This window comes from Sodalis praecaptivus (assembly GCF_000517425.1).
Classification (GTDB): Bacteria; Pseudomonadota; Gammaproteobacteria; order Enterobacterales; family Enterobacteriaceae; genus Sodalis_A; species Sodalis_A praecaptivus.
In genome coordinates this window covers 1,500,699-1,514,409 of sequence record NZ_CP006569.1, presented here as the reverse complement: position 1 = coordinate 1,514,409, position 13,711 = coordinate 1,500,699, and the positions used below count along the sequence as shown (strand labels likewise).

Below are 13,711 nucleotides of genomic sequence, written 5' to 3'. Positions count from 1 at the left end.
ATTAGCGGTCCACATCTGACATAACGAAATCAATACTGCCCAGATATACGATCAAATCCGATACCAGGCTGCCGCGAATAACCGAGGGGATCTGCTGCAAATGAGGGAAACTGGGCGTGCGGATGCGCGTCCGGTAACTCATCGTGCTGCCATCGCTGGTCAGGTAATAGCTGTTGATGCCCTTGGTGGCCTCGATCATCTGGAATGATTCGTTGGCCGGCATCACCGGTCCCCAGGAAACCTGCAGGAAGTGCGTGATTAGCGTCTCGATATGCTGCAGGGTGCGCTCTTTCGGCGGCGGCGTGGTCAACGGATGGTCGGCCTTAAACGGCCCCGCCGGCATATTGTTCAGGCACTGCTCAAGGATGCGCAGGCTTTGACGCATCTCTTCCACTTTTAGCATCACGCGGCTGTAGCAGTCGCTCACGCCATCGCCTACCGGCACCTCGAAGTCGAAGTTTTCATAACCGGAATAGGGACGCCATTTACGCACGTCGAAATCGATGCCGGTGGCGCGCAGCGCCGCGCCGGTCACGCCCCAGTCCAGCGCCTCTTTCGCGCCATAGGCGGCCACGCCCTCGGCGCGTGCGCGCAGCACGCTGTTGCGCAGCGCCGCTTTGACATAGCTGTCCAGACGCTTCGGCAGCCAGTCGAGGAATTCCCGCAGCAGCCCTTCCCAGCCGCGCGGCAGATCGTGCGCCACACCGCCGATGCGGAACCAGGCGGGATGCATGCGAAAACCGGTAATCGCCTCGACGACATCATAAATTTTCTGCCGGTCGGTAAACGCCAGGAACACCGGCGTCATACCGCCGATGTCCTGAATATAGGTACTGATGTACAGCAGGTGGCTATTGATGCGGAACAGCTCCGACAGCATCACCCGGATCACGTTGACGCGATCGGGCACCACGATGCCGGCCAGCTTTTCTACCGCCAGCACATAAGGCATCTCGTTGACGCAGCCGCCGAGATATTCGACGCGGTCGGTATAGGGGATATAGCTATGCCAGGACTGGCGCTCGCCCATCTTTTCGGCGCCGCGGTGGTGATAACCGATATCGGGCACGCAATCGACGATCTCTTCACCGTCGAGCTGCAGGATGATGCGGAAGGCGCCGTGGGCGGAGGGGTGGTTCGGCCCCAGGTTGAGGAACATGAAGTCCTCGTTTTCCGTGCCGCGCTTCATGCCCCACTCTTCCGGCTTGAAGGTCAGCCCTTCCATCTCCAAGTCTTCTTTTTGCTTGGTGAGGACGAAAGGATCGAATTCCGTGGCGCGCGCCGGATAATCTTTGCGCAGCGGATGCCCTTCCCAGCTCTTCGGCATCATGATGCGGGTCAGGTGCGGGTGGCCGTCGAAGGTCATGCCGAACATTTCCCAGGTTTCGCGCTCATACCAGTTGGCGTTGGGGAAGATGCGGGTACAGGTGGGCAGGCGCAGATCTTTTTCCAGCAGCGCCACTTTCAACATGATATCGCGATTGCGATCGATGGAAATCAGATGGTAGAAAACGGTAAAATCCGCCGCCGGCAGGCCCTGGCGGTGGGTACGCAGGCGCTCGTCCACCCCGTGCAGGTCATAGAGCATCACATAGGGCTTCGGCAGCTTTTTCAAGAAGGTCAGCACCTCGAGGATCTGCTCGCGCTTCACCCACACGACCGGAATTCCGGTGCGGGTCGGCTGCACGCTGAACGCGTCCGGGCCGAAATGGTTACGCAACTCGCCAATCACCGGATCATCAAGATGATCCTGGGTTTGCCAGGCCGGCAGGGCGGAATTCTGCGTCATCAACTCTGTCATAGTTATCTTCACCACATTTGGCTGTGCCGGCGCATGCCGCCGCGCTTATCCGCCGCGGCCGGCATGCGTATCCGCGCGTTAAATTTCGTCGGGCGTGCGCAGATGGGTGACCGCGATGCGTTCACCGTGCTTACGTTGACGTTCCGACTCCATATTGGCGCGATAGACGCCCTGATCGCCCACGACCCAGGAGAGCGGACGGCGTTCTTTGCCGATAGACTCCTTGAGCAGCAGCAGCGCCTGGATGTAGGCCTCAGGGCGCGGCGGACAGCCGGGAATGTAGACGTCCACCGGCAGGAATTTATCGACCCCCTGCACCACGGAATAAATATCGTACATGCCGCCGGAATTGGCGCAGGCCCCCATGGAGATAACCCATTTCGGCTCCAGCATCTGGTCGTACAGCCGCTGGATGACGGGGGCCATCTTGGTGAAAGGCGTGCCCGCCACCACCATGAAATCCGCCTGGCGCGGTGAGGCACGGATGACTTCCGACCCGAACCGCGCCACGTCGTGCACGGCGGTAAACGAGGTGGTCATTTCAACATAGCAGCAGGAGAGGCCGAAGTTGTAGGGCCAAAGCGAATTGCCGCGTCCCCAGTTCACCGCATTGTGCAGCGCGCTCTCAAGCTTGCCGAGATAAACACTGCGATGGACATGCTGCTCCAGCGGATCCGCCACGATTTCCTGTTTTTGCAGGGGATACCGCTCGTTGTCGCCGTCCGGCTCCGCGCGGGTGAGGGTATAATCCATTTTGCTGCCTCGCTGTTACTCTTGATGACGGGGGGTTTCGCCAATCGGGCCTGCCCGGCGCAAACGCCGGGAGCGTTCCGGCGTCCAGTCAAGCGCGCCAATGCGCACCAGGTAAACCAAACCCGCCAACAGGATAAGAATGAAAATGGTTGCCTCGATGAAGCCTACCCAGCCCGCTTCGCGGATGGCGGTGGCCCAGGCGTATAAATAGAGGGCTTCAACGTCGAAAATGACGAAAAACATCGCCACCAGGTAAAATTTAGCTGAAAGGCGCAGTCTTGCGGTGCCCACCGGATCGATCCCGGATTCAAACGGCACGTTTTTCGAGCGCGCGCGGGCGCGGCCGCCCAGCAGGAAGCCGCCGGTGAGCATAAAGGCGCACAGTCCCAGCGCACCCAGGAGGAATACGGCGAAAGCCCAATAATGAGCGGTAATTTCAGTGGTTATCGACATTCTCTATGCTACTCATCAAAAGTGGCGATTTGCAGGCTGCTCTTAGACATAGGCAGTTTTACGCATCACATCGATTTACGGGAAGGAAGTAAGAAACCGTAAAAGCCGTGTGGTAATGAGATACACAGCCATTGTGTGGGGTTTTTTACTCCTTTTTATAACCTTTTGTCAACTTAGACATCATGAACTCCATGTTAATTTACACCTGCAATAGCCGCTTAACATAGGATGCGCAAGAAATGAGCTAAATCGTGTCAGTCAGTAAAACGGGATTTCGGCCTGCGGACCTGTTGTTAGGAAAAGCTGCGCTCAATTATACCATTTTCGCAAAAAATCCTATGGATCGACGTTTGTGGTAAACCCTTTTTATGATCCAGGACACATTTCAACAGATTTTCTAGGGTTTTATTGTGCAAATAACCACCTTTTTGCAGGGACTAGATTTGAAATGGTGTTTCTAATTTATTGATATGCCCGTTAAATAGACAGCGAGCGCGGGCGTAAGCCACGAGGAAATATCCAGGAGGCACCGGGGAGGTAAAGAGCGGGTTTTAACGGGTTGAAAGCCTAAAAAGCGGGAAACAGAGGTTATTATCTTATTTGCAAAAAATAAGCTCCCTGATCAGGAGCTTATTTTAAGTCGTAACAATCATTCATCTTCCAGTGAAGGGCTTTCCCCTTCCCCTTCCAGCGACGGCGGGGGTTTGGGCGTATAGGTATCGCTGCCCGACTGCAGGGCATTGAAAATCGCCAACGCCAACTCGTTTTCACCGTGGGGATTTTTACACAGCGCGTAGCGCGTGGCGGGCAGCTCGGGCAGACCGTCGCTCACCCCCAGCACGCGTAACTCGGGGCTCATCATCTCCACCGGCCGCAGGGTGATGCCCATGCCGGCTTTGACCGCCGCGCGCACGGCGGCGAGCGTCGAGGCGATGTAGGCGATACGCCACGGCACTCCCGCCGTATCAAGGCTTTCCACGGCCAGCGTGCGAAACGGGCTAGGCTCGTCCAGCACCACCAGCGGGACCACCTCGCCGGGCGTGAAGCGATAATCCGCCGCGCAATACCAAAGCGTGGGCGAGGTGCGCAGCGTCACGGCAGGATGGGCGAAGGCGTAGCGATCGCTCTGGGTGCTGATGGCCAAATCCACTTCGCCGTTGTTGAGCATTTCCACCATTTGCGGACCGCGCTTCACGCAGACATCCACGGACAGTTTGGGATAAATTCGGGTAACGCGGTTAAGCAGGTAGGGCAGGATGGTGTCGGCCGTATCATCGGACGCGCCTATGGTCAGCACACCCTGGATATTGCTGAACATAAGGGAGGTACAGGCTTCGTCATTGTACAGTAAAATCTTGCGGGCATAGCCAAGCAGTTGAATTCCATGTTCAGTTAAAAGCTTATTACGACCATGACGGGCGAAAAGCTCTTTCCCCACAAGCTGTTCCAATCGCTGCATTTGCTGGCTAACCGCAGACTGCGTGCGGCAAACTGAGGCCGCTGCCGCAGCGAAGGTGTTAAGATCGGCGACGGCAACAAACGTTCTCAACAGATCGAGATCAAGATTGAGTACGGGACGATTTGCATTGGTCATATATTGTCTTCACTGTTTGAATTCTAATTACAAACTACTGTCCTGGCGTTGCAAAAGGTGGTAACTCCATCGTATTGTCAAAACCGGCCATGAGCATATCGTGCCGTCCGTAAGGCCAGGCGCCTCGAACGATATGCACTATTTGTGCCGGATGGTTCATTCTTCAACAATCACGCTACCACTTAAATAAAAGACTGCCGCGAAACTGAAACTAAGCACCAATGCGGTCAATACATTTGCTTTCTTAAGGATAACATTTGTTCCCCTTGATGTATAAAACAAAATAAGCTGGTGGCTTACAACAAACGTTAATTTAATTAATTAAACGCTGGGTCAGCAATGACAATAAATGTTAGATATTAATGATTAAGCGTTATTTTTATCTTACGGCGCCGCTTATTTACATAAATTTCTCTTAACTGTTGTTTAAACGAAAAAAAGTGTTCTTCTTTTCTAAATGTGGCCGCCTGTAAAGGTATACCATAAATAACCCCGCGACGGTCAAGAAGTTAAATTTCGCCTCGTGCGCTAGACGACGAACTAAATGAAATGCTTCCTCAACGAGGCGGCGATTTCGGCATTTGCCTGCCCAATAGCTTAGGCGGACCACCGCGACCGCATTCACGCCACCCGCCGATCGGCAACGGCACAATCGCGGCTTTTCGCCCTTACTGGCCGCGTATCGCCGCTGAGGCCCGGCTTTTGCTTCACACCATAACCTATTCGTGGGTAAGATTGTATAAAAAACGAGCGATCCCGGCGTTTAATTTCATCGCGCGGGCCGCAGCTTGCATTATTCTGGAGAATTATTATCCCGCATTTTATAAGGGTTATTTTAAATAGGGATACCCCTTCTTACATTTTCGTCGCCGGCGGCGCGCAAATCCCCCGCGCCGCGCGGTTTCATCCTTCAAAAGCGCGCGGGACAAGAGTACATTAAGCAGATCATGCGTATCCATGGTGGGAATACGCTATCTGGCAGAAGGGTTAATATCGTGGTCGCACCCGTAGAAAAATCCAGCAAACTGGAAAACGTTTGTTATGACATTCGTGGCCCCGTGCTGAAAGAGGCGAAACGCCTGGAAGAAGAAGGCAACAAAGTCATTAAGTTGAATATCGGCAACCCGGCCCCGTTCGGTTTTGAAGCGCCGGACGAGATCCTGGTGGACGTGATTCGCAATCTGCCCACCGCCCAGGGCTATAGCGACTCCAAGGGGCTGTATTCCGCGCGCAAGGCCATTATGCAACATTACCAGGCGCGCGAGATGCTGGATCTCACCGTAGAGGATGTCTATATCGGCAACGGCGTCTCGGAATTGATTCAGCAATCCATGCAGGCATTGCTCAACAGCGGCGATGAAATGCTGATCCCGGCGCCGGATTACCCGCTGTGGACGGCGTCGGTTGCGCTGTCGGGCGGCAACGCGGTGCATTATCTGTGCGATGAGGAAGCGGGCTGGTTTCCCGACCTGGACGATATCCGCCGCAAAATAACGCCCCGCACGCGCGGGCTGGTAATTATCAACCCGAATAATCCGACCGGTGCGGTTTACAGTAAAGACATGCTGATGTCGCTGGTTGAAATCGCCCGACAGCATAATCTGATTATCTTCTCGGACGAGATTTACGACAAAATTCTCTACGACGCCGCGGAACATCACTCTATCGCGGCGCTGGCGCCGGATCTCCTGACCGTCACGTTCAACGGCCTGTCGAAGACCTACCGCGTCGCCGGTTTCCGGCAAGGCTGGATGGTACTCAATGGCCCGAAGAAACACGCCAAAGGCTATATCGAAGGGCTGGAGATGCTGGCATCGATGCGCCTGTGCGCCAATGTGCCGATGCAGCATGCGATCCAGACCGCCCTGGGCGGTTATCAGAGCATCAGCGAGTTTATTCAACCCGGCGGGCGGCTCTATGAGCAGCGCAACCGGGCCTGGGAGCTTATCAACGACATCCCCGGCGTCTCCTGCGTAAAGCCGAGCGGCGCGCTGTATATGTTCCCGCGCTATGATGCCAAACGCTTCAATATCCATGACGATCAAAAGCTGGTGCTCGATCTGCTGTTACAGGAAAAAGTACTGCTGGTTCAGGGTAGCGCTTTTAACTGGCCCTGGCCGGATCACTTGCGCATCGTCACATTGCCGCGGGTAGACGAGTTGGAAACCGCCATCGGCAAATTTGGCCGCTTTATGCAGCATTATCACCAATAAGCCCACGGCAAGCCGATATAGCGCCCAACCGGTGATACCGCAGCGGCGGAGATACCTAGGGCTGCCGCGCCTCGGCGCTGGGCGTTAGAGCTGCGTGCTGCCGATGCCGCAGCGGCGAAGACACCTAGGGCTGCCGCGGGTCGGCGCCGGGCGTTAGGGCTGCGCGCTGCCGATGCCGCAGCGGCGAAGACACTTAGGGCTGCTGCGGCTCGGCGCCGGGCGTTAGAGATGCGTGCTGCCGACGCCGCAGCGGCGAAGACACCTAGGGCTGCCGCGGGTCGGCGTCGGGGGTTAGGGCTGCGTGCTGCCGATGCCGCAGCGGCGAAGACACCTAGGGCTGCTGCGGGTCGCCGCCGGGCGTTAGGGCTGCGTGCTGCCGATGCCGCAGCGGCGAAGACACCTAGGGCTGCCGCGGGTCGGCGCCGGCGGTTATGGCTGCGTGCTGCCGACGCCGCAGCGGCGAAGACACCTAGGGCTGCTGCGGGTCGCCGCCGGGCGTTAGGGCTGCGTGCTGCCGATGCCGCAGCGGCGAAGACACCTAGGGCTGCCGCGGGTCTGCGCCGGGCGTTAGGGCTGCGCGCCGGCGAATACGCTTTGCCTGACCGCGCTGGTGCCAGGCATGCTGCATGCCCAATGTTGTCTCCGGCGTCGTGGAGCAGGCAGCGCCGCCCTGCATTGGCATCCCTATTACCCGCCATCGGCATTGATATCGACATTGGCATTAGCATTAGCATCGGCATCGGCATCCCTATTACCCGCCATCAGCATTGGTATCGGCATTGGCATCCCTATTACCCGCCATCAGCATTGGTATCGGCATTGGCATTGGCATTGGCATTGGCATTGGCATTGGCATTGGCATTGGCATCGGCATCGGCATTGGCATTGGCATCGGGAGATTTGCATATCCGCCGCTGGGTGCGCACAATAGCGTTTCCGTTGTCGCGTCTTTCTGGAAACGTATATGACCCAAAGCCACTTCTTCGCCCATCTGTCACGCCTAAAACTGATTAACCGCTGGCCGCTGATGCGCAATGTGCGTACCGAAAATGTCTCGGAGCACAGTCTGCAGGTGGCGTTTGTCGCCCACGTTCTGGCGCTCATCAATAATCGCCTGTTCGGCGCCGACCTGAATGCCGAGCGTATCGCGCTGCTGGCAATGTATCACGACGCCAGCGAAGTGCTGACCGGCGATATGCCGACGCCCATTAAGTATTACAACGCCCAAATCGCCCACGAGTACAAAAACATTGAAAAAATCGCTCAGCAAAAGCTGATAGATATGGTCCCGGAAGCCCTGCGCGAGGATTTTCGTCTGCTCATCGACGAGCAACACTACCTGCCGGCGGAGAAAGCCGTCGTCAAGCAGGCCGATGCGCTGTGCGCCTATCTCAAGTGTCTGGAGGAGATTTCCGCCGGCAATACCGAATTTACCCTAGCGATGGCGCGCCTGGAAAAAACGCTGAACGAGCGGCGCAGCCCCGCGATGGACTATTTCCAGGCGGTGTTTATCCCAAGCTTCAGCCTGTCGCTGGACGAAATTAGCCAGGATTCGCCGCTGTAGCGTCACCCTGCTAAAACGCGCCTTCGCCTGAAGCGATGACCCGCCGCTGGCCCGTCAGAAAGGGTAGAGCAGCGGCACTACCAGCACGCTGGCGGCCATCACCAGCAGGGTGAACGGCACGCCGATACGAACAAAGTCGCTGAACTTGTAGCCCCCCGGCCCCAGCACCAGCGTGTTCACCGGCGAGGAGACCGGCGTCATGAACGCCGCCGAGGCGGCGACGGCGACAATCATGGCGAACGGATACGGTGAGACGCCCATCTGATGCGCCGCGCCGAGCGCGATGGGCGCCATCAACACCGCGGTGGCGGTATTGGAAATAAACAGCCCGGTCACCGCGCACAGAATAAACAGACTCAGCAGCATCATATGCGCCCCCGCCCCGCCCGACAGGCGCATGAGCAGGCGCACTACGACATCCACGCCGCCGGTCTTCTCCAGCGCCAGCGCAAACGGCATCATGCCGACAATCAGAATGAGGCTCGGCCAGTGGATCGCTTTATAGGCGCTGTTCATATCGATACAGCGGAACTTGCCCATCAGCAGACAGGCGATGAGGGCGGCGATAGGATTAGGAATATGATCGGTTATCATCATGCCGACCATGAGCACCAGCGCCAACAGCGCATGGGGCGCCTGACTGGCCGCCGGCGCGACCTGGTCCACTTCGGCCGGCAGATTGAGCAGGATGAAATCGCGCGTGCGCGACTGCAACTGCCGGATGCGTTTCCAGTCGCCTATCACCAGCAGGATATCCCCCAGCTGTAACGGCTCGTCGATCAGCACCCCCGGCAGCGCCTCGCCGTTGCGGCGGATGCCCGCCACATTCAGTCCGTAGCGGCTGCGAAACGCCACCTCTCTTAGGCTATGGCCCAACAGGGCGGAATCCGGGATCAGGCTGACCTCCGCCATTCCCACGTCGCGCGCCTGGCTGGAAAAATATTCGCCGCGCAGCACCATCGGCTCCAGTTGCTGTTCGCTGCAAAACTGACGCAAATCCATTTCGGCGGCGGACATGTCGATCAGCAGTACATCACGCGGGCGCAGCTCGGTATTACCGCCGGCGCTGACCATCACCCGGCGGAACTTACGCCAGCGTTCAATGCCCACCACGTTGGCGCCATAGCGATCGCGCAGGCGCAAATCATCCAGCCGGCGACCGATAAGCGGCGAGCCGGCGCGCAGCGCCAGGCGCCTGGCGCGTCCCGCCAGTCGGTAATCGCGGATAAGATCGCGGAAAGTGCGGCGCTGCCAGGTTTCGCCGGCGCGGCCGTCATCAGGCGCCGTCAGCCAGAAACGGGCCACCGCCATATAACCGATGCCCAGCACCAGCACCAGGCAGCCTATCGGCGTCACCGCGAAAAAGCCGAACGCCGGCAGATCGTTGCGCAACAGTTCGCTATTGACCACCATATTGGGCGGCGTCGCCACCAGCGTCATCATGCCGCTGATAAGCCCGGCGAAACTGAGCGGCATCATCAGCCGTCCCGGCGGGGTTTTCATGCGCTGCGCGACGCTGAGCACGACCGGAATAAAAATGGCTACCACGCCGGTTGAGCTCATAAACGCGCCCAGCGCGGACACCGTGACCATCAATAGCAACAGCATGCGCAGCTCGCTGTTGCCCGCCATCCGTACCAGCCAGTCCCCCACCGACAGCGCAATACCGGTACGCACCAACCCGTCGCCGATGACGAACAGCGCGGCGATAAGCAGTACGTTAGGGTCGCTGAAACCGGCGGTGGCTTCAGCCAGGGTCAGCGTCCCGCTCAGCACAAAGGCGACAATGACCAAGAGCGCCACCACATCCATGCGCACTTTCCCAGTGATAAACAGCACCACCGCCGCCAGCAGCAGGCCAAGCACCCAAAGGAGTTCGTCGTTCATGCCAACATCCCAGTCCTGATAGCAGACATTTCGTCCACAGCATGCCATAAAAAAACCCCGGCGAGGCGGGGTTCAAACCATTTTTTTGCGCGATCAGGCGGCCTCGCGGCGACTCACCAGGGCGTAGTCCCCTTCCCGGGTCACCGCTAATTGGTGCAGCGAATCGATAAGCATGCCCACCGCCTCTTTTTGCGGCGTTTCCGGCGGCGGATTAACGGCTATCACCGGACAACCCGCCGCCAGCCCAGACTGGATGCCGGCGATGGCGTCCTCTACCACAATACACTCCGCAGGCCGCAGGCCCAGCGTCTTGGCGCCGAGCAGGTAAGGATCCGGCTGCGGTTTGCCGCGCGGCACCTGCTCCGCGGTGATAAGCACCGGCGGCGTTGGCAGCCGCCCCGCGCGCACCCGGGCGGAGGCGACCGGCAGCGATCCGGAGGTCACAATCGCCCAGGGTAGCTGTAGGCGGTTAAGGTCGTTCAACAGCTCGCGGGCGCCCGGCAGCGCGCTTACGCCGTCGATGGTTTCGGCTTCAAAGCGTTCCAGCAGACGATATTCATGCTGTATCGTCTCTTCGCTTTGCCCCGGCATAAAGTGGCGCAATGAGGTAATCGCCTGTTTGCCGTGGATGAAATCCAACACCTCTGCCTCCGGCACGCCGTGGCGCCGCGCCCAGTTGCCCCAGGCCAGTTCCACCACCGGCAACGAATCGATCAAAGTCCCATCCAGGTCAAACAAAAAGCCTAAACCGCGCACAAGCCGCTCCTTAACTTCGTCTTCAGGCGTTGATGATTTGCGAAATTTCCACCGCGCTCAGGTGATATTGACGCGGGCAGGCCTGCCAGACCGCCAGCATACGCAGATATTTATCCCACATTTTTGTCTGGGCGTTGAAACCGTGGGTACCGGAGTCGAAGTGGGTGTAGCGCCCTTCGGTAAATACCATGAAACGGACATAGCCAAGATAGCGGGCTTCCGTGGCGGCATCAAAGCCGAGAAACGCCAGGCGGCGTTCGTCGATGTCCTGGCGGTCCTTCAAATTGGACCAGGACACCTGCATGGCGTGATGCATTTCCATGATATCGATAATGCTGCGGCAAACGTCTTCGCTCAAGGCGCCGAAATCGCGGTCCAGCTCGCGCATTTGCAGACCGTAGCCGCGCTCGACGATGGTTTGCAACCGGCGATAGCGCTCGCTGTTGTCGGGGTCAAGCAGGGTCATCATTTTGTACTGATTTGACAAGATAAGCCGTTGGGCGTTGGTCATGTCCATAAAGCACTCCTGGTGTTAAAAGCCTGGCCGCGCCAGGAAAGTTCGCAGGCGTCAGCATGGCATAGCGCTGGACGCCGGGGTAGTGCAAACCCCGCTTTGTTTGATGTAAACCATGACCGGATGAAATATTTATGGCGGCGGGTACAAATGCGGCCTTTAGACTTTACAAGTCATCCAGAAACGCTTTATCGAGCAGCTTAAACGCCCTTTTTAACACCTCGGCCAACATCTGATAGGTCGGTACCCCTTCCACCGGCGCCAGCGCCTGGCCGGCCTCGTTGAGCTTTTGCCGCACCTCGTGGAACCAGTTCAGTAACGAAGGCGGCAGCGGCGTAATCGACCGCTTGCCGAGCCACCACAGGCCTTGCATCGGCAGGCTGCAGGCAAAGATGGCGGTCGCCACCGCGGGACCGAGCTGCCCTCCGAGGGCGATTTGCCAGCTCAGGGTAAAGACCGCGACCGCCGGCATGTAGCGCACGCCGAAACGGGTGGCGCGAACCACACGGTGTTCAGGGAAGATAGGCGCCAGGCTTTTTTCGGCGGGCCAGGCCTTCATATAGTGTTGTCCGCGCTGGAAAATTTTGTACCAACTTACCGAACCGGAAGGGAGTGTCGACATAGCGGACCTCAACTTTATGAGCAATGATTAAAATTTTCGCGCAATTTCACTAAGCATTTTATAACATTTAAATATATTTTGTCTTTACCGCGGTCTCTCGTTATCCTATTCCGCGCTGCGGGGCTTAGCATGCGCCGCCGCCCGCGTTCAGGTCGACCGCGACAGCCAGGGGCAAAGCCGCCTAGGGCTAACGTATCAGGGCCGCGTGAGCGCATTGCCGACATCATAACCGCGAATTCACCGCATCCATGATGTTAATCATAAATGTCAGCGGCGGAATGCGCTACGATTAAAGCCTGTTTGACGAATTATTAACCACGCATAACAAGTAGGTACTTCCATGTCGAGTAAGCTAGTACTGGTTCTTAACTGTGGCAGTTCATCTCTGAAATTCGCCATTATCGATGCCGCCAACGGTGAAGAACATATCTCCGGTCTCGCCGAGTGCTTCAATCTGCCGGAAGCGCGTATCAAATGGAAGATGGACGGCGCCAAGCAAGAAGCGGCGTTGGGTGCCGGCAGCGCGCACAGTGAAGCGCTGCACTTTATCGTTAATACTATTTTGGCACAAAAACCGGAACTGTCCGCACAATTAACCGCCATCGGTCACCGCATCGTACACGGTGGCGAACGGTTCACCCAGTCCGCCATTATCAATGACGATGTATTAAAAGGCATCGAGGATTCCATCCCGTTCGCGCCGCTGCATAATCCGGCGCATCTTATCGGTATCCGCGAAGCCCTGAAAGAGTTTCCGCAGCTGGCACAAAAGAACGTAGCGGTTTTTGATACTGCTTTCCATCAGACAATGCCGGAAGAATCGTATCTTTATGCCCTGCCCTACTCTTTATATCAAGAACATGCTATCCGCCGCTACGGCGCCCACGGCACCAGCCACTTTTATGTCAGCCGCGAAGCGGCCAAGATGCTTAACAAGCCGGTTGACCAGCTTAATGTGATTACCTGCCATTTGGGCAACGGCGGCTCCGTTTCCGCCATCCGCAACGGACAGTGCGTGGATACGTCCATGGGACTGACGCCGCTGGAAGGCCTGGTGATGGGTACCCGCAGCGGCGATATCGACCCGGCTATCGTGTTCCATTTACACGATGCATTAGGCATGTCCGTCGCCCGTATCAACACCCTGTTGACCAAAGAGTCCGGTCTGCTGGGCCTGACCGGCGTGACCAGCGACTGTCGCTATGTCGAGGACAACTACCGCGATAAAGCCGACGCCCGCCGCGCCATGGATGTTTACTGCCACCGTCTGGCCAAGTACATCGGCTCCTATAGCGCGCTAATGGACGGACGGCTGGATGCGGTGATCTTCACCGGCGGCATCGGCGAGAACGCCGCGATGGTGCGCGAGCTGTCGCTGAAAAAACTGGCGCTGCTGGGCTTCGAGGTAGATCATGAACGCAACCTGGCCGCGCGTTTTGGCCACGCCGGCGTGATCACCACCGACGCCAGCCGCCCGGCTATCGTCATCCCGACCAACGAGGAGTTGGTCATCGCCCAGGACGCCGCGCGTCTGACCGCGTAATTCTCATCTCC

At 57.6% G+C, this 13,711-nt stretch carries 12 protein-coding genes; 3 read left to right on the top strand and 9 right to left on the bottom strand.

Annotated features, from left to right (window positions below):
• Position 1 precedes the first annotated feature (1 nt).
• The 4 genes from nuoC to lrhA form a co-directional block, all read right to left on the bottom strand.
• On the bottom strand, positions 2 to 1,801 hold the full coding sequence (gene nuoC / locus SANT_RS06765; RefSeq protein WP_025421538.1) for an NADH-quinone oxidoreductase subunit C/D: 1,800 nt from the start codon (positions 1,799 to 1,801) through the stop codon (positions 2 to 4).
• Positions 1,802 to 1,879: 78 nt separating this feature from the next.
• The gene (locus SANT_RS06760) at positions 1,880 to 2,554 is read right to left on the bottom strand and encodes a NuoB/complex I 20 kDa subunit family protein (protein WP_025421537.1); all 675 of its coding nucleotides are present in this window, start codon (positions 2,552 to 2,554) and stop codon (positions 1,880 to 1,882) included.
• Between the two features lie 15 nt (positions 2,555 to 2,569).
• Positions 2,570 to 3,007, bottom strand: coding sequence for an NADH-quinone oxidoreductase subunit A (locus SANT_RS06755; protein WP_025421536.1), 438 nt, complete (start codon positions 3,005 to 3,007; stop codon positions 2,570 to 2,572).
• Positions 3,008 to 3,656: 649 nt separating this feature from the next.
• A complete protein-coding gene (lrhA, locus tag SANT_RS06750; RefSeq protein ID WP_025421535.1) occupies positions 3,657 to 4,601 on the bottom strand; it encodes a transcriptional regulator LrhA in 945 nt (314 codons plus the stop codon).
• 995 nt (positions 4,602 to 5,596) lie between these two features.
• Here lrhA and SANT_RS06740 point away from each other — a divergent pair.
• Positions 5,597 to 6,814 carry a pyridoxal phosphate-dependent aminotransferase gene (locus tag SANT_RS06740; protein WP_025421533.1) on the top strand — a complete coding sequence of 406 codons (1,218 nt, stop codon included), beginning with the start codon at positions 5,597 to 5,599 and terminating at the stop codon, positions 6,812 to 6,814.
• A gap of 791 nt (positions 6,815 to 7,605) precedes the next feature.
• Here SANT_RS06740 and SANT_RS24790 read toward each other — a convergent pair.
• Entirely contained in the window at positions 7,606 to 7,740 is a 135-nt protein-coding gene (locus SANT_RS24790) for a hypothetical protein (RefSeq protein ID WP_257720078.1), read from the bottom strand.
• A 38-nt stretch (positions 7,741 to 7,778) separates the two neighbouring features.
• Between SANT_RS24790 and yfbR the strand changes: the two genes are divergently transcribed.
• Entirely contained in the window at positions 7,779 to 8,378 is a 600-nt protein-coding gene (yfbR, locus tag SANT_RS06735; protein ID WP_025421532.1) for a 5'-deoxynucleotidase, read from the top strand.
• Positions 8,379 to 8,432: 54 nt separating this feature from the next.
• On the opposite strand, the gene SANT_RS06730 is transcribed toward yfbR, so the two are convergent.
• From SANT_RS06730 to yfbV, 4 genes are all read right to left on the bottom strand, one after another.
• A complete protein-coding gene (locus SANT_RS06730; protein ID WP_025421531.1) occupies positions 8,433 to 10,265 on the bottom strand; it encodes an SLC13 family permease in 1,833 nt (610 codons plus the stop codon).
• A gap of 93 nt (positions 10,266 to 10,358) precedes the next feature.
• Complete coding sequence (locus tag SANT_RS06725) at positions 10,359 to 11,021, bottom strand: sugar phosphatase (protein ID WP_025421530.1); 663 nt, start codon at positions 11,019 to 11,021, stop codon at positions 10,359 to 10,361.
• Between the two features lie 22 nt (positions 11,022 to 11,043).
• Positions 11,044 to 11,538: a YfbU family protein gene (locus tag SANT_RS06720; protein ID WP_025421529.1), complete on the bottom strand. Its 495-nt coding sequence runs from the start codon at positions 11,536 to 11,538 to the stop codon at positions 11,044 to 11,046.
• Positions 11,539 to 11,701: 163 nt separating this feature from the next.
• Complete coding sequence (gene yfbV / locus SANT_RS06715) at positions 11,702 to 12,157, bottom strand: terminus macrodomain insulation protein YfbV (protein ID WP_025421528.1); 456 nt, start codon at positions 12,155 to 12,157, stop codon at positions 11,702 to 11,704.
• 340 nt (positions 12,158 to 12,497) lie between these two features.
• On the opposite strand from yfbV, the gene ackA reads away from it, so the two are divergent.
• Positions 12,498 to 13,700, top strand: a complete 1,203-nt coding sequence (gene ackA, locus SANT_RS06710) for an acetate kinase (RefSeq protein WP_025421527.1) — start codon at positions 12,498 to 12,500, stop codon at positions 13,698 to 13,700.
• Positions 13,701 to 13,711: the final 11 nt, after the last annotated feature.

Excerpts from the sequence above, each read along its gene's own strand:
- yfbR (WP_025421532.1), top strand. The coding sequence starts at position 7,779 with ATGACCCAAAGCCACTTCTTCGCCCATCTGTCACGCCTAAAACTGATT.
- ackA (WP_025421527.1), top strand. The coding sequence starts at position 12,498 with ATGTCGAGTAAGCTAGTACTGGTTCTTAACTGTGGCAGTTCATCTCTG.
- lrhA (WP_025421535.1), bottom strand. The coding sequence starts at position 4,601 with ATGACCAATGCAAATCGTCCCGTACTCAATCTTGATCTCGATCTGTTG.
- SANT_RS06760 (WP_025421537.1), bottom strand. The coding sequence starts at position 2,554 with ATGGATTATACCCTCACCCGCGCGGAGCCGGACGGCGACAACGAGCGG.
- SANT_RS06755 (WP_025421536.1), bottom strand. The coding sequence starts at position 3,007 with ATGTCGATAACCACTGAAATTACCGCTCATTATTGGGCTTTCGCCGTA.
- SANT_RS06730 (WP_025421531.1), bottom strand. The coding sequence starts at position 10,265 with ATGAACGACGAACTCCTTTGGGTGCTTGGCCTGCTGCTGGCGGCGGTG.
- yfbV (WP_025421528.1), bottom strand. The coding sequence starts at position 12,157 with ATGTCGACACTCCCTTCCGGTTCGGTAAGTTGGTACAAAATTTTCCAG.
- nuoC (WP_025421538.1), bottom strand. The coding sequence starts at position 1,801 with ATGACAGAGTTGATGACGCAGAATTCCGCCCTGCCGGCCTGGCAAACC.
- SANT_RS06720 (WP_025421529.1), bottom strand. The coding sequence starts at position 11,538 with ATGGACATGACCAACGCCCAACGGCTTATCTTGTCAAATCAGTACAAA.